This is a genomic window from Pantoea sp. S62, assembly GCF_016658625.1.
GTDB classification, from domain to species: Bacteria; Pseudomonadota; Gammaproteobacteria; order Enterobacterales; family Enterobacteriaceae; genus Pantoea; species Pantoea vagans.
This window is the reverse complement of sequence record NZ_JACVVI010000008.1, coordinates 197,714-215,673: the sequence shown is the minus strand read 5'-3', so window position 1 is coordinate 215,673 and position 17,960 is coordinate 197,714. Positions and strand designations below refer to the sequence as shown.

The window sequence follows — 17,960 nt, the reverse complement described above, 5'->3', positions numbered from 1 at the left end:
GATTTAAATCGCTACCAGGCCGCGCACACCCTCAGCTTCCATGGTGTCACCGCGGCCCCGCTGTACGATCTCCCCGCGCGACATCACCAGATAGCTGTCCGCCAGCTCCGCCGCGAAGTCATAGAACTGTTCTACCAGCAGGATCGCCATATCGCCCCGCTGCGCCAGCTGGCGGATCACCGCGCCGATCTCTTTGATCACCGAAGGCTGGATCCCTTCGGTCGGCTCGTCGAGGATCAGCAGTTGTGGCCGACAGGCCAGCGCCCGGCCGATCGCCAGCTGCTGCTGCTGACCGCCAGAGAGATCGCCGCCCCGTCGTGACTTCATCGCCAGCAGCACCGGAAAAAGCTGGTAGATCTCCTCCGGCACTTCACGCGCCGCTGCTGCCGGAAAACGCGACAGCCCCATCAGCAGGTTCTCTTCCACCGTCAGACGCGGAAAGATTTCCCGCCCCTGCGGCACATAGGCGATGCCCGCCTGCACCCGCTGGTGCGGCTTGCGACCATTCATTCGCTGCTGCTGCCACTGGATCTCGCCCGACTTCGCCGGGATCAGCCCCATCAGGCATTTCAGCAGCGTGGTTTTCCCCACGCCATTGCGCCCCAGCAGGCAGGTAATTTCGCCAATCTTTACCTCAAACGACAGGCCGCGCAGAATGTGACTGCCGCCATAATATTGATTCAGTTCAGTAACCTGTAACATCTCAGCGCCCCAGATAAACGTCGATAACCTGCTCATTAGCCTGAACCTCGCGCAGCGAACCCTCGGCCAGCACCTGTCCCTGATGCAGCACGGTGACATGGTCAGCAATGGTCTCGACAAAGCCCATGTCATGCTCCACCACCATCAGGGAATGTTTGCCCGCCAGGCTGCGAAACAGCTCGGCGGTGTAGTCCGTCTCCGCGTCGGTCATGCCCGCCGCCGGTTCATCCAGCAGCAGCAGATGCGGCTCCTGCACCAGCAGCATGCCGATCTCCAGAAACTGCTTCTGGCCGTGTGACAGCAGACCCGCGCGATGCTGGCGTTCGCCGCCCAGCCGCAGCAGTTTCAGTACCTCATCAATGCGATCGCGCTGTTCGCTGCTGAGGCGAGCGCGCAGGCTGGCCCAGACCGATTTATCGGCTTTGAGCGCGATCTCCAGATTCTCGAACACGGTTAACGCCTCAAACACCGTGGGCTTCTGGAACTTACGGCCAATGCCGGCACGGGCGATCTCTACCGGTGAAAGACGGGTCAGATCGCTGTCCTGGTCGTAGATCACCCGACCCGCGTCTGGCCGGGTTTTGCCGGTGATCACATCCATCAGCGTGGTTTTCCCCGCGCCGTTGGGGCCGATCACGCAGCGCAGCTCACCGATGCCAATCTGCAGCGAAAGATCGTTCAGCGCCCGGAAGCCGTCAAACGACACGCTGATCTTCTCCAGTTGCAGCACCGGATCGCGCTGCGCCCGGTGGCGATCCGCCAGCTGGGGTTGGGTAAACAGGGCATCACTCATTTTTTCCTCCGGCGCAGCAGGCCAATCACGCCGTGCGGCAGAAACAGTGTCACCAGGATAAACATCAGTCCCAGGAAGAAGAGCCAGTATTCGGGGAAGGCGACGGTGAAGAAGCTGCGCGCGCCGTTTACAATCGCCGCGCCCAGCAGCGGGCCAATCAGCGTGCCGCGTCCGCCCAGCGCCACCCAGATCGCCGCTTCTATCGAGTTAGCCGGTGACATCTCCCCCGGATTGATAATGCCGACCTGCGGCACATAGAGCGCCCCGGCCAGGCCGCACAGTACGGCAGAGAGCGTCCAGACAAACAGCTTGAAGCCGCGTGGATCGTAACCACAGAACATCAGGCGGTTTTCGGCGTCCCGCACTGCCGTCAGCACCCGGCCAAACTTGCTGCGCGCCAGGGCGAAGCCGATCACCAGACTCAGCAGCAGCAGCAGCACGGTGGCGATAAACAGTCCGATACGGGTGCCGGTCGCCGTTACCGAAAAGCCGAGCAGGGTGGTAAAGCCGGTAAAGCCGTTGTTGCCGCCAAAACCGGTTTCGTTGCGGAAGAACAGCAGCATTCCGGCATAGGTCAGCGCCTGGGTCATGATGGAGAAGTAGACGCCTTTGATCTTCGAGCGAAAAGCGAAGAAACCAAACACCAGCGCCAGCAGGCCCGGCACCAGCATGCTCAGACAGAGCGCCCAGGCAAAGTATTCGGTGCCGGTCCAGAACCAGGGCAGCTCACGCCAGGAGAGAAAGGACATAAAGGCGGGCAAGCCTTCACCGGCGGCCTGGCGCATCAGGTACATGCCCATGGCATATCCGCCCAGAGCAAAGAACAGGCCGTGACCCAGCGACAGCAGTCCGGCGTAGCCCCACACCAGATCGAGCGCCACCGCGACCACCGCATAGCAGAGGATTTTGCCGACCAGCGTCAGGGTATAGGTAGAGATCGCCAGCGGATGCGTGGCGGGCAGCAGCGCCAGAAACGGCATCACCAGCAACGCCAGGGTGATCGCCAGACCGATGCTGATCGTCAGGCGCGGCGCCGTGCGCACCGCGCGGAGCGTGATGGGTTGCGTCATCAGTCAGTCACCCTTCCTTTAACCGCAAACAGTCCCTGCGGACGTTTCTGAATAAACAGCACGATAATCACCAGAATCAGGATCTTACCCAGCACCGCGCCAATCTGCGGCTCCAGCACTTTGTTCAGAATCCCCAGGCTGAACGCGGCAACCACGGTGCCCGCCAGCTGGCCGACGCCACCCAGCACCACCACCAGGAACGAGTCGATGATGTAGCCCTGACCCAGCTCCGGTCCGACGTTACCGAGCTGCGACAGAGCGACGCCGCCCAGCCCGGCAATGCCGGAGCCGAGGCCAAACGCCAGCATATCGACTCGACCGGTCGGCACGCCGCAGCACTCCGCCATGGCGCGGTTCTGGGTCACGGCGCGCACGTTCATGCCAAGGCGGGTCCGGTTCAGCAGCAGCCAGGTGAGCGCCAGCACAAACACCACAAACAGGATTACCGCGATGCGGTTCCACGGCAGCACCAGATTAGGCAGCAGCTGTAAGCCTCCGGAGAGCCACGATGGGTTCGCCACCTCCAGGTTCTGCGCCCCGAACAGCACCCGCACCAGCTGGATCAGCATCAGGCTGATGCCCCAGGTCGCGAGCAGCGTTTCCAGCGGACGGCCATAGAGATGACGGATGATGGTGCGCTCCAGCACCATGCCAATAGCGGCAGTGACCATAAAGGCGACCGGCAGGGCCAGCAGCGGATACCAGGCTAAGTAGTGCGGGGCAAACTGCTGGAACAGGCTCTGAACCCACCAGGTGGCGTACGCACCAAGCATCAGCATTTCACCGTGCGCCATGTTGATCACGCCGAGCAGGCCATAGGTAATCGCCAGGCCCAGCGCGGCCAGCAGCAGGATAGAACCCAGCGACAGGCCGCTGAAGGCCTGGCCCAGCAGATCGCCCCACATCAGCCGCTTCTGAATCTGTTGCAGGCTCTCCGCTGCGGCTGCCCGCACGGTGGCGTCCGGCTCATTCGCGGGCTGGGTCAGGTGTTGCAGGCTGGCCTGGGTATTGGGATCGCTGGACTCACCCAGCAGTTTCACCGCCCGCAGGCGCACCATCGGTTCCCCATCCGCCAGTTGCAGGTTCGCCAGTGCCAGCGCTAATGCGGCGTGAACGCGGCTATCTTTTTCGGCGGCCAGACGCTGTTCCAGCAGCGGCAGCTGGTCTGCAGAACCGTCATTCTGCAGCTGCTGCGCTGCGCGCAAACGCAGTGTGGCATCGCTGCTCACCAGCTGATGGGCAGCCAGCGCGTTGTTCACCAGCACGCGCAGGCGATTGTTCATAAACAGCTTTTTAAGGTTGCCGGTGGGCTGCGATACAGCGTCCAGCGGCTGCAGCGTCGAACCCTGCTGGCTGAATGGCTGTTTGTTCTGGTCGATGACCACGGTTTCGGCTTTCAGCGCTTCCAGCAGCGGCAGACGATGGCTGTCCGGCGTAGCGGCCCACTGTTGCAGCAGCGTGGCCTGCTGGCTGCGGCTGGCGGCGGCAAAGTCAGCCGCCGGTCCGGCACTGGCAAACAGCGGGACCAGCAGCAGCAGGCTGAAAAAGCAGCGACATAAATTCATAAAAGGAGCCTCGTTTGGCAAGGTCAGTACGGCAGCCTGAAAAGTGGCTGCCGTGCTGCCGCGTCACTGCGGGTGACGCTTTCTCATCAGCAACGCGCGCTTACTGCGCGGTCTTCACCGGGTGATCGGGCTTCTTGTCGTTACCGGCAATGTACGGGCTCCACGGCTGCGCGCGCACCGGCTTATCGGTCTGCCACACCACGCTGAACTGGCCGTTCTCTTCCACTTCGCCAATCATGACCGGCTTATGCAGATGATGGTTGGTCTGATCCATAGTCAGAGTAAAGCCATCCGGCGCTTTGAAGGTCTGACCGGCCATTGCCGCCCGCACTTTATCCACGTCCGTCGTGCCCGCTTTTTCCACCGCCTGCGCCCACATATGAATGCCAACATAGGTCGCTTCCATCGGGTCGTTGGTGACGACGGTAGCCGCGTTCGGCAGGTTGTGTGCTTTGGCGTAAGCGCGGTAATCGGCGACGAATTTCGCGTTGGTCGGATTATCGATCGACTCGAAATAGTTCCAGGCCGCTAACTGACCCACCAGCGGTTTGGTGTCGATGCCGCGCAGCTCCTCTTCGCCCACGGAGAAGGCGACCACCGGAATGTCAGTGGCTTTGATGCCCTGGTTAGCCAGCTCTTTGTAGAACGGCACGTTGGAGTCGCCGTTGATGGTCGAAACTACCGCCGTTTTACCGCCTGCCGCGAATTTTTTGATGTTGGAGACAATGGTCTGATAGTCGCTGTAACCAAACGGCGTATAAACCTCTTCGATATCTTTATCCGCCACGCCTTTGCTGTGCAGGAAGGCGCGCAGGATTTTGTTGGTGGTGCGCGGATAGACGTAGTCGGTGCCCAGCAGGAAGAAGCGTTTGGCGCTGCCGCCATCTTCGCTCATCAGGTACTCTACCGCCGGAATCGCCTGCTGGTTAGGTGCCGCGCCGGTGTAGAAGACGTTGGGTGACATCTCTTCCCCTTCATACTGCACCGGATAGAACAGCAGGCCGTTCAGTTCTTCAAAGACCGGCAGCACCGATTTGCGTGATACCGAGGTCCAGCAGCCAAATACCACCGCCGCTTTATCCTGCGTCAGCAGCTGACGCGCTTTCTCGGCAAACAGCGGCCAGTTAGAGGCGGGATCGACCACCACCGGCTCCAGCTTTTTCCCCAGCACGCCGCCTCTGGCGTTGATCTCATCAATAGTCATCAACGCCACATCTTTCAGCGGCGTTTCTGAAATCGCCATGGTGCCGGAGAGTGAATGCATGATCCCCACTTTGATGGTGTCAGCCGCCTGCGCACTCCAGGCGAAACCCAGACTGACAACGGTGGCGGAGAGGGCGAAAGCCTTGATCAACGAACGTCTTTTCATCATTTAAACCCCTGAGTGGTTGTTATGTTATTCGGTGAGCTGGAGCCGGGCCTGCTGCAGGCGGTGCAGGGTGATCTTCCTGACCTCCGCCTTACTGACGGCGATATGATCGGTCAGGATGCGTTGCGCCTCGCCTGTCTGCTGCTGAAAAATGGCCTGTAAAATCTGTGCATGTTCCTGATAGGTGGCCCAGACGCGGTCATCGCGGGTAAAGTCGAGCCGGCGAATAATGCGGATCTTCTCCGTGAGTTCGGCGTGAATGCGCGCCATCTCCGGATTGCCCGCTGCCGCGACCAGCGTCATGTGAAACGCCTCGTCATGCTGCGACACTACCAGGCCCTCGGTGAGCGCCTCTGCCTCACACCAGAACTGGTTCAGTTCGCTTAACAGCGCGGCACACTGCGGCGCGGGCAGGGCGCATAGGCGTTTTACCGCCTCGCACTCCAGCACGGTGCGCAGGTCATACAGCGATTCGAACCAGGCAAAATCGAAGTTTTTGATCTGCCAGCCGCTGCGGAACCAGACTTCGACAAAGCCTTCGCGCTCCAGCCGGAACAACGCCTGGCGCACTGGCGTGCGGCTGACCGCCATCCGTCCGGCGATTTCGCTTTCGCTGAAACGATCGCCCGGCATCAGGCGAAAGGCGAAAATATCGGCCTTCAGCGCCTGATAGACCCGTTCGGCCAGCGCTTCCGGACGCGCTTTAGGGGATTGAGGTTGGGTTGTCATTGCCGCTCCTTATTCCAGCCACAGCAGGTTGTCGCCTGGACTCACCGGACGGCCCGCCTGGCAGGCAATCCGCGTGACCCGACCGGCCTGCGGCGCGACAATCGCCAGCTCCATCTTCATCGCCTCAACAATAATCAGCGTCTGTCCGGCGCTGACCGCGTCGCCCGGCTGTACCAGCACTTTCCAGATGTTGCTATTGAGATCCGCCTGCACCGCCAGCCCGGCTTCCTCCTCCGCGCTAGCGCTGGCCTGCGCCTCATCCGCCGCTGGCGCGTTCTGTTCTTCCTGCGCCCAGAGCTGCACTTCCTGTTCAAAGGCAGTGGCCTGGCGCTGGCGGAACGCGGCAATCTCAGTGGCGTGATCGGCGAGGAACTGCTGGTGGGCAGCAAAATCAAACTGCGTCTCTTCAATCCGCAGGCTGGCACGACCTTCCCGGAAATCTTCGCGCAGCTGGTTCAGCTCGGTTTCACTCACCGGATAGAAGCGCACCTGATCGAAGAAGCGCAGCAGCCACGGCGCATCGGGCGCGAACTGTGCGTTTTTCAGGAAGGTGTTCCAGATAGGCAGCGTGCGGCCCACCAGCTGATAGCCGCCGGGTGAATCCATGCCGTAGATGCACATGTACATGCCGCCAATCCCGACGGTGCCTTCGGCGGTAAAGGTGCGTGCCGGACTGTATTTAGAACTCAGCAGGCGATGGCGTGGATCGATCGGCACGGCACAGGGCGCGCCGAGGTAGACATCGCCCAGGCCCAGCACCAGATAGCTGGCGTCGAACAGGGTGTCGCGCACCTGCTCGCGGCTGCTTAAGCCGTTAATACGCTGGATGAAGTCCACATTGTTCGGCAGCCATGGCGCGCTGGCACGCACCGTCTCCTGATAGCGGCTGACCGCACCCAGCGTGGCGCTGTCTTCAAATGCCATCGGCATCCACACCACGCGCGACGGGACTTTCAGCGTGCTGACATCGCCCAGCGTCGCTTCCAGCGCCAGCAGCAGCGACATCAGGGCGGACTGGTGAATGATACGGCTGTCGTAGCGCACCTGCAGCGATCGCACGCCTGGCGACAGCTCCTCGACGCCTGGCTCCGCCTGCGCCGTCAGGGCATTCATCAGCAGGTGGACGCGCAGGCGCAGTGCCAGATCCAGCACGTTGTCGCCATACTCAATCAGCACATATTTGTCGCCCGCCTGGCGATAGACCACTTTCGGCGTGCTACCGGTAGCCTCAATGGCGGCCAGAATGGTGGCGGAGCCGTGGGCGGTTTCGGCCAGTGACGGCACGGCAAAGGTCGGCGGATGTTCCGGCCGCAGGGTTTCAATCAGGTGCATCTGCGCTTTTTCCCGCGCCAGCGCATCGTCGGCCGTAATCGGGTGGAAGCGGATGGTGTCGCCAGGTTTGACCTGGCCCACTTTCCACAGTTCGGCTTTGGCGATGGTCACCGGACAGACAAAACCGCCCAGGCTCGGGCCGTCATGTGTCAGGATCACCGGGAAGTCGCCGGTGAAATTGACCGCGCCAATGGCATATTCACAGTCGTGAACGTTGGAGGGGTGCAGGCCCGCTTCGCCGCCGTTGGCGCGGGTCCAGGTCGGTTTCGGGCCAACCAGCCGCACGCCGAGGCGATTGGAGTTGTAGTGTACCTGCCAGTCGCTGGCAAAGAACTCGTCGATGGCGGCCTGGGTGAAGAAGTCCGGTGCGCCGTGCGGGCCGTAGAGCACGCCGATGCGCCATTCGGTGCCGTAGTGCGGAATCAGCGCGGCATCGAGCGGCTGCGGGTCGCTGACGGGGGCAGGCGTGGTGCAGGCTGCCCGTTCAGGCTGTGAGATCGCCAGCATATCGGCCACCCGCAGGGTGCGTCCGGCATGACCGCCAAACTGGCCCAGTGAGAAGGTGCTGCGACTGCCCAGATACTCCGGCACGTCGAAGCCGTTGCGCACCGCCAGATAGCTGCGGCAGCCCTGCCGGGCGCGTCCCAGTGCCAAAGTCTGTCCGGCTTTCACCGTCAGCGGCTGCCAGTAGCTGACCGGTTCACCATCGAGCCGGGCGTCGCAGTCCGCGCCGGTCAGCGCCAGAATGGCATCACAGTGGAAACGCAGCGTCGGCCCCTGCAAAGTAAACTCCAGGCCTGCAGCCGTGTCATGGTTACCGACGATGCGGTTAGCCAGCCGGAACGCGAAGTCATCCATCGGGCCGGATGGCGGCACACCGATATCCCAGTAGCCGAGGCGGCCAGGGTAGTCCTGAACCGAACTGAAGGTGCCGGGCTGCAGTACCTCCACCACGGAGGCGGCAGGGACGACGCTGTCGAGATAGCGCGTCCAGACGTTGCCAGTGCGAAAGGCGTCGCTGGTGGTAATCTGGCGCAGATAGTCGAGGTTAGTGGCGATGCCATGCAACTGCGTGGCATCCAGCGCCTGATGCAGTTTTTCCAGCGCCGCATCGCGGGTGTCGGCATGGACAATCAGCTTGGCGATCATCGGATCGTAGAAGCTGGAGACTTCACTGCCGGTTTCGATGCCGCTGTCGACCCGCACGCCGTCAGGGAAGGTGACGCCGGTAAGCAGGCCAGGGCTGGGCTGAAAGTTCTTCAGCGGATCTTCCGCGTAAAGCCGCACCTCAATGGCCGCGCCCTTGGGTGGCTGCTGCAGACGTGACCAGTCCACCGCATCGCCTGCCGCTACCTGCAACATGCACTCCACCAAATCGAGTCCGGTGACGCATTCGGTGACCGGATGCTCCACCTGCAGACGGGTGTTCACTTCCAGAAAGTAAAAGGCCTGCTGGCTGACGTCGTAGATATACTCCACGGTGCCTGCGCTGCGGTAGTTGACCAGCTCACCCAGCCGTACCGCTGAGGCGAGCAGGGCGTCACGCGTCGCCTGCGACAGCCCGGGTGCAGGCGTCTCTTCCACCACCTTCTGATTGCGGCGCTGCAGGGAGCAGTCGCGTTCCCCCAGTGCCACCACGTTGCCCTTGCCGTCACCAAAAATCTGCACTTCAACGTGGCGGGCGCGATCGATACAGCGCTCCAGAAACACGCCGGCATCACTGAAGAACTGTTCGCCCAGACGGCGTACGCTCTCCCAGGCGCTGGCGAGCGCATCGGCATCGGCGCAGCGCGTCAGGCCAATGCCGCCGCCGCCCGCCGTGCTTTTCAGCATCACCGGATAGCCAATGTCATCGGCAGCTTGTAACGCCTCCTCCAGCGAAGCAAGCAGCGGTGTGCCTGGCGTCATCGGGACACCCGCGCTGGCAGCCAGCTCACGGGCGCGGTGTTTCAGACCGAACTCACCAATCTGCTGCGCGGTGGGGCCGACAAAGGCGATGCCCGCCGCGTCGCAGGCGTCAGCAAACGGCTGGCTTTCAGAAAGAAAACCGTAGCCCGGCCAGATCGCCTGCGCGCCGCTCTGCTGCGCCGCCGCCAGAATTTTGTCGATGCGCAGATAGCTGTCGCTGGCTTTGTCGCCGCCCAGCGCGATAGCGATATCCGCCTGCTTAACGTGCTGCGTATTGCGATCGGCGTCAGAGTAAACTGCGACGCTTTTCACGCCCAGGCGCTTCAGGGTGCGAATGGCGCGGCAGGCAATCTCGCCGCGGTTGGCAATCAGTACGGTGGTGAACATGATCAGTGACTCCCCTGTGAGGCCAGCCAGTTGCGCCAGCCGCCCGTCTCAGTAATTTCCAGCGCGCTCTTCAGCGCCGAGCCTTCGCAGATAAAGCCTTTCACCACCCGGCCATCAGCCAGCGTCAGGCTGCCGATACCCAGCGGTGCGGGGATCTCCGCCACAAACTCGCCAAAACGCGCGACCGGGATATCCCACAGTTCAACGGTGATCGCAGCGCCCTGTTCGTCACGCATCAGGCCGGGCTTTTTGATCGCGCCCTCCAGCAGGGCGAACAGGCGATAGTGTGGCGCGGTCTGCGTCTCTTCGACCCAGACGGCCTTGCGTTCAGTGAGCTGGAAATTAAGCGGCATGCCGGTCAGATGTGCGCCCACGACCGCCAGCCTGACGTGGTCGGGCGAGGCGGGCAGTGAAGTGCGCCGGGCCGGGAAGGGCTGGCCGGTGGCGCCCAGCGGCAGAGCGAGCTGCTGCTGCCAGCGAAGACCAAACTCCGCCAGCGCCCGATCGTGCCAGGCAGGCGCAATCAGCGTGATACCCGCCGGGAGATCGTCGTTGCGGAACGGGCCGGGCAGCGCCAGTGCAGAGAGGTCGGCAAGATTGGTGAAGTTGGTATAGGTGCCGAAATGCGAGTTGTAGAGAATCGGCTCCTGCTTCATCTCCTCCAGGGTGTGGATGGTGGGCGAGGTGGGCACCACCAGCGCGTCGAACTGTGCCAGCGTCTGCTGGATCTGGCGCGTCAGCTCCGCCCGCAGATATTCCGCCTTATAAGCATCGACCGCACTGTATTTCAGGCCGCTGGCGACGATCTCATGCACCACCGGGTCCATCTCCGCCGGACGATCAAGCATCCCGCCCACCGCCGCCGTGCGTTCGGCGACCCAGGCACCGTAATAAAGCTGTTCAGCCAGCTTGCTGAATGGGGTGAAGTCGATGGGGTGCAGCGTTGCGCCGCCCGTCTGTAATGCCTCCAGCGCCTGATCCCAGGCTGCTTCGGCCGCCGCATCATCAAAAAATTCCGGGTTCAAAGGTATAGCAAAATGGGGATGAACGGGCAGGCTGGCCGGGGCGGTGCGCGGATTCACGCGCGAATAGGCGTCACCGGCATCATAGCCTCCCATGATACTGGCGACGCTAAACGCATCTTCTGCCGTCAGCGCAAACACCGAAATAGTGTCGTTGAGGCGACAGGCGGGCACCACGCCACGCGCAGAGAACCAGCCCTTGGTTGGCTTGAGTCCGACTATATTGTTAAAGCCTGCCGGCACGCGACCCGAACCGGCGGTATCGGTGCCCAGCGAAAAGGCAACCAGCCCGCGCGCCAGCACGGATGCCGAACCGGAGCTGGAGCCGCCACTGACATAATCAGCATCAAAGGTGTTGCTGACCGCGCCATAAGGCGAACGGGTGCCCACCAGACCGGTCGCGAACTGATCGAGGTTGGTTTTGCCGATGACGACGGCACCAGCGGCTTTCAGCCGGGCGACGGCGACCGCGTCTTCGCTGGCGGTATAGGTAAAGGCAGGGCAGGCGGCGCTGGTCGGCCAGCCCGCCACATCGATATTGTCTTTGACCGCAAAGGGCACACCAAACAGCGGCAGTGAGCCGGGATCGCGCTGATAATCGGCCAGCAGTGGCGCAATCTGTGCCGCTAACTGATCCGGTGTCGCGAGGTAGATCCAGGCATTATCACGGGTGTCGAGTGCTGCCAGGTGTTCAGTCAGCAGTGAGGTTATCTGTTGCGGAGCCTGCTGATAGCGCTGCTGCCAGGCAGGAAGTGTCAGGCCGATGGTTGAAGTCATATGAAGAATTCCAGCTGGTATACAAGATGGGATTCAACAGAGCAAAGGGTGTGCCACTTTTTTAACGCAATGATTCAACAGTTTAATGCGTGCAGTGATAAGATTTTCTGATGATAATTTGCACAATGGCGGCGCGCACGCTGATCGATGACGGTGCGTTTAGTGTCCGTGTGCGTAAATTTTGTGAAGAACATGGCAAGAGTCCGGTGGCCCGGTTAGCATGAAAGACTGTCTGGCAACTCGCCGGCGCCCAGCAACAGAGGAGATTTACGTGGTGAAGTGGCGTAACTGGATGATAGGGATCTGCCTGGTCGGTTCGGCCAGCAGCGCATGGGCCGATTCGCTGGATCAACAACGGCAACGTTATCAACAAATTAAACAGGCCTGGGACAGCAACCAGATGGCGACCGTGGATCAGCTGTTGCCGACGCTCCAGGATTATCCGCTCTACCCTTATCTGCAATATCGCCTGCTGGCACAGGATCTCGATCAGGAAACCGCCCTGGCCGTGCAGAATTTTATTCGCCAGTATCCGACGCTGCCACCCGCGCGCTCGCTCAGTACCCGCTTTATTAATGTGCTGGCTTACCGTCAGGACTGGCAGGGCGTGCTGAACTTCAGTCCGACCGAACCGAAGCCAGTGCAGGCACGCTGTAACTGGTATTACGCCAAATGGGCCACCGGTCAGCAGCAGGCCGCGTTTGATGGCGCGAAGCAGATCTGGCTGCGCGGCACGGCGCTGCCCGCGGACTGCGATAAGCTCTTCTCGGTATGGCAGGCGTCCGGTCAGGTTTCGCCTATTACCATCCTGGAACGTATCCGGCTGGCGATGAAAGCGGGCAACGACAGCCTGGTGAGTTATCTGGCGAAAACGTTACCTGCCGACTATCAGACCATGTCTGACGCGATACAGTCCCTGCAGCAGGATCCGTTAACGGTCAGCACCTTTGCCAGCGCCGTCGGGCCAACCGACTTCACCCGTCAGGCCACGATTTACGCCTTTACGCGCGTCGCGCGGCAGGACATGGAAAATGCCCGTAGCCTGATTCCGATTCTGGTCCGGGCACAGAAGATGGGGCCGGAAGATGAGCAGGCGCTGAAGGAGATTGTGGTCTGGCGCATGATGGGCAGCGATCTCACCTCTGAGCAGGCGCGCTGGCGCGATGCGGTGGTGATGAACAGTGAGTCGACCGCGCTGGTGGAACGCCGGGTGCGCCTGGCGCTTTCTCAGCATGACAGACGCGGCCTGAATACCTGGATCGCCCGTCTGCCGCTGGAAGCCAAAGAGAAAGATGAGTGGCAATACTGGCAGGCTGACCTGCTGTTTGAAAAAGATCGCAAAGAGGAAGCAGAAGAGATCCTGCGCAAGCTGATGCAGGCACGTGGCTTCTATCCGATGGTGGCCGCCCAGCGGCTCGGTGTTGACTACCCGTTGCAGGTCGATGAAGCGCCGAAGCCTGACAGTGCCACGGTGCAGGGACCGGAGCTGGCCCGCGTACGCGAACTGATGTACTGGGGGCTGGATAATCTGGCACGCAGCGAGTGGAGCAATCTGATTGCCAGCCGCACCCACTCGCAGCAGCAGATGCTGGCGCGTTACGCCAATGAGCAGGACTGGTGGGATCTCAGCGTGCAGGCGACCATCACCGCCAAAATGTGGGACAGTCTGAAAGAGCGCTTCCCGCTGGCATGGCAGAGCGTCTATGAGCGTAACACTGAGGTCAAACAGATCCCGCCAAGCTATGCGATGGCGATTTCGCGCCAGGAGAGCGCCTGGAACCCGAAAGCGCGTTCGCCGGTCGGGGCCAGCGGTCTGATGCAGATTATGCCTGCCACCGCGGCGCATACCGTGAAGATGTACAACATTCCTGGCTACAGCAATACCAGCCAGCTGCTGGATCCGGAAACCAATATCCAGATCGGCACGCAGTATCTGGAATATGTCTATCAGCAGTTTAACCAGAACCGGATCTTCGCCTCTGCGGCCTATAATGCCGGTCCGGGCCGGGTGCGAAGCTGGCAGAAAACCAGTGCAGGCAATCTCGACGCCGTCGCGTTTATTGAGACCATTCCGTTCTCTGAAACGCGCGGCTACGTGAAGAATGTGCTGGCGTATGACGCCTATTATCGTTACTTCATGGGCAAGCCTGACAGGATCCTGTCAGATGCTGAGTGGAATCGCCGTTACTAGCTGTGCTAAGCTTCCGTACTCTTTAGCGAGTACGGAAGCCTCTTCATGACCCATTCTGATTCCCCCTCTACCGATGCGCATCCGCCAGAAGATAGCTGGCAACGCTTTGTCGTGCTGATGCAGCAGGCCTTTGCCGATGGTCATGCATTGCCACTGATGCAACTGATGATGACGCCTGATGAGCGGGAAGCATTCGGCACCCGACTGCGGATTATCGAAGAGTTGATGAACGGCCAAATGAGCCAGCGTGAGCTGAAAAATGAGCTCGGCGTCGGCATCGCGACCATTACCCGCGGCTCCAACAGCCTGAAAGAGGCGCCGCCAGAGCTGAAACGCTGGCTGGAAGCGCATCTGGGACGCGTCTGATTACTGCTGATAGAGCGGATGGACGAACGGGCAGAGTGCCAGAATCAGCGCCTGATGATAGACACTGGAGCGACTGAGCAGGCCGTTCGTGAACGCCCCGATAGCACCACCCTGGTGTTTGATATTGTCGATGCCGGTTAACCGCGCCATCTCTTCGCCCAGCTCCCGGCCTTCGCGCAGGCCTGCCAGCACGACTGGCGGCAGGGTAAAACTGGCTGAGCGCGATTCGCCGCGCTGCTTCTGGTTTTCCACGACCATCCAGGCAAATGCGGTGTCATCTTCGATGCCTGCCTCAATCGCCACCCAGAACGCCGCTTCAGGCCGGACCTGGCGGGCATTCATGACGCGCTGACGTGCGCCTGTTCGCGTTTCCAGATGGGTTAACGGTTGTGCTGCTACGCCGCTATCGACCTCGACCCCTTCAATATGGCAGGATCCCTCGCCGAAAACGTCGCTGAAAGCCTGAGCAATCGCGTGAATCTTCGCTGGGTTGGTTGTGGCTGCGACAACATGGTACATAATTGGTTGAACCCTCAGGTGATTAAGAGCCTGGCCCATCAGGCAATTTTACGGGCTGGTCTGAACCTGAGCAGTGCCACGATCCTCGCGTACTCCGTGTACGCCGGGTTATTCCGCACGCTCCGTGTCCAGACTGCCTGCAACAATGACGCCTGATGGGGCAGGCTCTGAGACGATTTTTGTCGCAGTATAACGGAAACTAACATGCTACAGGTCTATCTTGTTCGTCACGGTGAAACGGTATGGAATGCGGAACGCCGCATTCAGGGGCAATCCGACAGTCCGCTGACGGAAAAAGGTGAGCAGCAGGCTTACCAGGTCGGTGAGCGCGTCAAACATCTGGGCATCACGCACGTGATTGCCAGCGATCTGGGGCGTACGCGCCGCACCGCGGAGATTATTGCGGATGCCTGCGGATGCACAGTGACGCTGGATCCGCGGCTGCGTGAGCTGAATATGGGCGTGCTGGAGAAGCGTCCGCTGGATGGCTTAACGGCGGAGGAAGAGCAGTGGCGCGCCACGCTGGTCAACGGCACCGAAGGCGGCCGCATTCCAGAAGGCGAGTCGATGACGGAGATGGCGACCCGCATGCACGCCGCGCTGAATGCCTGCCTTGAACTGCCTGCCGGAAGCCGTCCGCTGCTGGTCAGTCACGGTATGGCGCTGGGATCGCTGGTCAGCACGATTCTCGGTCTGCCCGCGTATGCAGAACGTCGCCTGCGACTGCGTAACTGCTCAATCTCACGTGTCGATTATCAGCAGAGTGCCTGGCTGGCAGAAGGGTGGATTGTGGAGACGGCGGGAGATATTTCCCATCTTGACGCGCCTGCGCTCGACGAGCTGCAACGCTGATGTCGTGAAAGCTGCCGTCCTGAGACGGCAGCCCTGACCTTAGCTGGCGACGGTCTGGCGGCGAATCGGAATCAGGTATTCGCACCGGATCTCAGTCGGTGGCTCGCTACGCTTTTTACCGCCATGAGTATAAAAGCGTTCGATATCCTGTCCCTGACGACGGGTCAGTCCCAGCGTTGGCATGCAGGTGCCGTAAAGCAGCAGGATAAATTCCTGCAGATTGACGCGCGGGCCATTGTAGGTGAACTGCACGTAATCGCCCGCTTCCAGAATAACACTTTGTCCGGAGTGCAGGTTGACTGCGCTGTCAGCAGGCACCGCCGTGGTGTAGAGAATCTCCTGCTCATCATCTTTGTCCTGGCTGGCACGCACCTGATGCAGGCCATACAGCACCGGCGGCACCGTGTCCGTTTCCAGCAGGAACTGCTTCCAGAAGTGAATCCGCATCTCATCGCGATAGCTGGAGATCTGCTCCAGAATACAGGTGTAGTTCTGGGTTTGTCCCACCAGTACCGTTTCCGGCAGGGTAACGAAAGCCGGTTCCGGCTGCGTCTCATCGTCCAGGCGAATCGGGGGACGAATACCGAATGAGTTCCAGTCGGAAGAGCGACGATACCAGGCCGGTGTCTGAGCAAACTGCTTTTTGAATGCGCGAGTAAAAGTTTGCTGTGAATCAAAACGATACTGCAGGGCGATGTCCAGAATCGGGCGACTGGTCAGGCGCAGCGCGACAGCAGCTTTCGACAGACGACGCGCACGGATATAGGCACCTATTGCGTGACCGGTTACGTCCTTGAACATCCTTTGTAAATGCCATTTAGAGTAACCGGCTTTCTGGGCAACATTGTCCAGTGAAAGGGGTTGATCCAGATGGCTCTCCAGCCAGACAAGCAAATCGCGAATGATACCGGCTTGGTCCATAAAACATCCTCATACTCTGGTGGTGCAGCTAAACGCATTCGAAGAATATTAGCACTCATTGCTCAAAAGACGTGGGCCGTTTTCCGGGGAAGGTTGTGCTAAATCAGTACGGGCTTAAACCCGTTTTGGTTTGGTCATTAGTTCGATTAACAGTACATTACATTCTCATCTATTCCATTTGCAATGGTAACTCCATGACAATAACGCGTCTTATGATCGCTGCGCTGACCACGCTCACCTTTTCCAGCCCGCTGCTTGCCGAACAGATTGGCTCTGTTGATACGGTATTCAAGATATTCGGGCCTGACCACAAGATCATTGTTGAAGCATTCGATGACCCGGATGTTAAAAATGTAACCTGTTATATCAGCCGGGCGAAGACCGGCGGTATCAAAGGCGGACTGGGGCTGGCAGAAGATACCTCTGATGCCGCGATTTCCTGTCAGCAGGTGGGGCCGGTCGAACTGAGTGATAAAATTGCGCAGGGCAAAGCGGAGGGCGAAGTGGTCTTCCGCCAGCGCACCTCTTTAATCTTCAAGAAGCTGCAGGTTGTACGCTTCTTCGACAAAAAGCGCAACGCTCTGGTCTATCTGACCTATTCCGATAAAGTGGTCGATGGTTCACCGAAAAATGCGCTCAGCGCCGTGCCGATTATGCCGTGGCACTGATTAAACTGCGGTATTGAGCATAAAAAAAACGCCCGCAGGGGCGTTTTTTATTTATCGCATCTGACAGCGGATTAATCCTGCAGATCGCCACAGAAGCGATAACCTTCACCATGGATGGTGGCGATGATCTCAGGCGTGTCCGGCGTGGATTCGAAATGCTTGCGGATACGACGGATGGTGACATCAACGGTGCGATCGTGCGGCTTAAGGTCGCGGCCGGTCATTTTTTTCAGCAGATCGGCACGGGTCTGAATTTTGCCTGGGTTTTCACAGAAGTGCAGCATGGCGCGGAACTCACTGCGTGGCAATTTGTAGTGCTCGCCGTTCGGGTTGATCAGTGAGCGGCTGTTGATATCCAGCTCCCAACCGTTAAATTTATAACTCTCTACCTGACGGCGCTCTTCGCCTGGCATCGCCAGGTTCATGGTGCGCGACAGCAGGTTGCGGGCACGAATGGTCAGCTCACGCGGATTAAACGGTTTGGTGATGTAGTCATCAGCGCCAATTTCCAGACCAAGAATTTTATCGACTTCGTTGTCACGGCCGGTCAGGAACATCAGGGCGACATTGGCCTGCTCACGCAGTTCACGGGCCAGCAGCAGGCCGTTTTTACCGGGCAGGTTGATGTCCATAATAACCAGGTTAACGTCATTGTCGGTCAGTACCTGATGCATTTCAGCACCATCAGTCGCCTCGTACACCACATAACCTTCCGCCTCAAAAATGCTTTTGAGGGTATTACGCGTGACCAGTTCGTCTTCAACGATAAGAATGTGCGGGGTCTGCATG

General features: G+C 60.0%; 15 protein-coding genes. 4 read left to right on the top strand and 11 right to left on the bottom strand.

Going from position 1 to position 17,960, the window contains the following annotated elements:
• Positions 1–3 precede the first annotated feature (3 nt).
• The 8 genes from urtE to atzF all read right to left on the bottom strand — a co-directional run bounded on the left by urtE (position 4) and on the right by atzF (position 11,654).
• On the bottom strand, positions 4–702 hold the full coding sequence (urtE, locus tag IBT54_RS13915; RefSeq protein WP_033731451.1) for an urea ABC transporter ATP-binding subunit UrtE: 699 nt from the start codon (positions 700–702) through the stop codon (positions 4–6).
• Between the two features lies 1 nt (position 703).
• The gene (gene urtD, locus IBT54_RS13910; RefSeq protein ID WP_095706230.1) at positions 704–1,495 is read right to left on the bottom strand and encodes an urea ABC transporter ATP-binding protein UrtD; all 792 of its coding nucleotides are present in this window, start codon (positions 1,493–1,495) and stop codon (positions 704–706) included.
• Positions 1,492–2,565, bottom strand: coding sequence for an urea ABC transporter permease subunit UrtC (gene urtC, locus IBT54_RS13905; protein ID WP_095706229.1), 1,074 nt, complete (start codon positions 2,563–2,565; stop codon positions 1,492–1,494). The genes urtD and urtC overlap by 4 nt, the downstream gene beginning before the upstream one ends.
• Entirely contained in the window at positions 2,565–4,130 is a 1,566-nt protein-coding gene (gene urtB, locus IBT54_RS13900) for an urea ABC transporter permease subunit UrtB (RefSeq protein ID WP_095706228.1), read from the bottom strand. Before urtB ends, urtC begins: the two co-directional genes overlap by 1 nt.
• Positions 4,131–4,230: 100 nt before the next feature.
• Positions 4,231–5,499 (bottom strand): urea ABC transporter substrate-binding protein, encoded by a 1,269-nt coding sequence (gene urtA, locus IBT54_RS13895; protein WP_033784492.1) that lies wholly within the window; start codon positions 5,497–5,499, stop codon positions 4,231–4,233.
• A 27-nt stretch (positions 5,500–5,526) separates the two neighbouring features.
• A complete protein-coding gene (locus tag IBT54_RS13890; protein WP_013356701.1) occupies positions 5,527–6,228 on the bottom strand; it encodes a GntR family transcriptional regulator in 702 nt (233 codons plus the stop codon).
• A 9-nt stretch (positions 6,229–6,237) separates the two neighbouring features.
• Complete coding sequence (gene uca, locus IBT54_RS13885) at positions 6,238–9,855, bottom strand: urea carboxylase (RefSeq protein ID WP_201252315.1); 3,618 nt, start codon at positions 9,853–9,855, stop codon at positions 6,238–6,240.
• Positions 9,856–9,857: 2 nt separating this feature from the next.
• The gene (gene atzF, locus IBT54_RS13880) at positions 9,858–11,654 is read right to left on the bottom strand and encodes an allophanate hydrolase (protein ID WP_201252314.1); all 1,797 of its coding nucleotides are present in this window, start codon (positions 11,652–11,654) and stop codon (positions 9,858–9,860) included.
• Positions 11,655–11,925: 271 nt separating this feature from the next.
• Between atzF and sltY the strand changes: the two genes are divergently transcribed.
• A complete protein-coding gene (gene sltY / locus IBT54_RS13875; protein WP_041456621.1) occupies positions 11,926–13,845 on the top strand; it encodes a murein transglycosylase in 1,920 nt (639 codons plus the stop codon).
• A 45-nt stretch (positions 13,846–13,890) separates the two neighbouring features.
• The gene (gene trpR, locus IBT54_RS13870; protein WP_013356705.1) at positions 13,891–14,211 is read left to right on the top strand and encodes a trp operon repressor; all 321 of its coding nucleotides are present in this window, start codon (positions 13,891–13,893) and stop codon (positions 14,209–14,211) included.
• Here trpR and yjjX read toward each other — a convergent pair whose 3' ends face one another.
• Positions 14,212–14,730 carry an inosine/xanthosine triphosphatase gene (gene yjjX, locus IBT54_RS13865; RefSeq protein WP_013356706.1) on the bottom strand — a complete coding sequence of 173 codons (519 nt, stop codon included), beginning with the start codon at positions 14,728–14,730 and terminating at the stop codon, positions 14,212–14,214.
• Positions 14,731–14,934: 204 nt separating this feature from the next.
• Between yjjX and gpmB the strand changes: the two genes are divergently transcribed.
• On the top strand, positions 14,935–15,582 hold the full coding sequence (gene gpmB, locus IBT54_RS13860) for a 2,3-diphosphoglycerate-dependent phosphoglycerate mutase GpmB (RefSeq protein ID WP_013356707.1): 648 nt from the start codon (positions 14,935–14,937) through the stop codon (positions 15,580–15,582).
• A gap of 39 nt (positions 15,583–15,621) precedes the next feature.
• Here the strand turns inward: gpmB and robA are convergent, their stop codons facing one another.
• Positions 15,622–16,503 carry an MDR efflux pump AcrAB transcriptional activator RobA gene (robA, locus tag IBT54_RS13855; protein WP_013356708.1) on the bottom strand — a complete coding sequence of 294 codons (882 nt, stop codon included), beginning with the start codon at positions 16,501–16,503 and terminating at the stop codon, positions 15,622–15,624.
• A 194-nt stretch (positions 16,504–16,697) separates the two neighbouring features.
• Here robA and creA point away from each other — a divergent pair, with 194 nt between their 5' ends.
• A complete protein-coding gene (gene creA / locus IBT54_RS13850; RefSeq protein WP_033731476.1) occupies positions 16,698–17,171 on the top strand; it encodes a protein CreA in 474 nt (157 codons plus the stop codon).
• A gap of 71 nt (positions 17,172–17,242) precedes the next feature.
• Here the strand turns inward: creA and arcA are convergent, their stop codons facing one another.
• A complete protein-coding gene (gene arcA, locus IBT54_RS13845; RefSeq protein WP_010253677.1) occupies positions 17,243–17,959 on the bottom strand; it encodes a two-component system response regulator ArcA in 717 nt (238 codons plus the stop codon).
• Position 17,960: the final 1 nt, after the last annotated feature.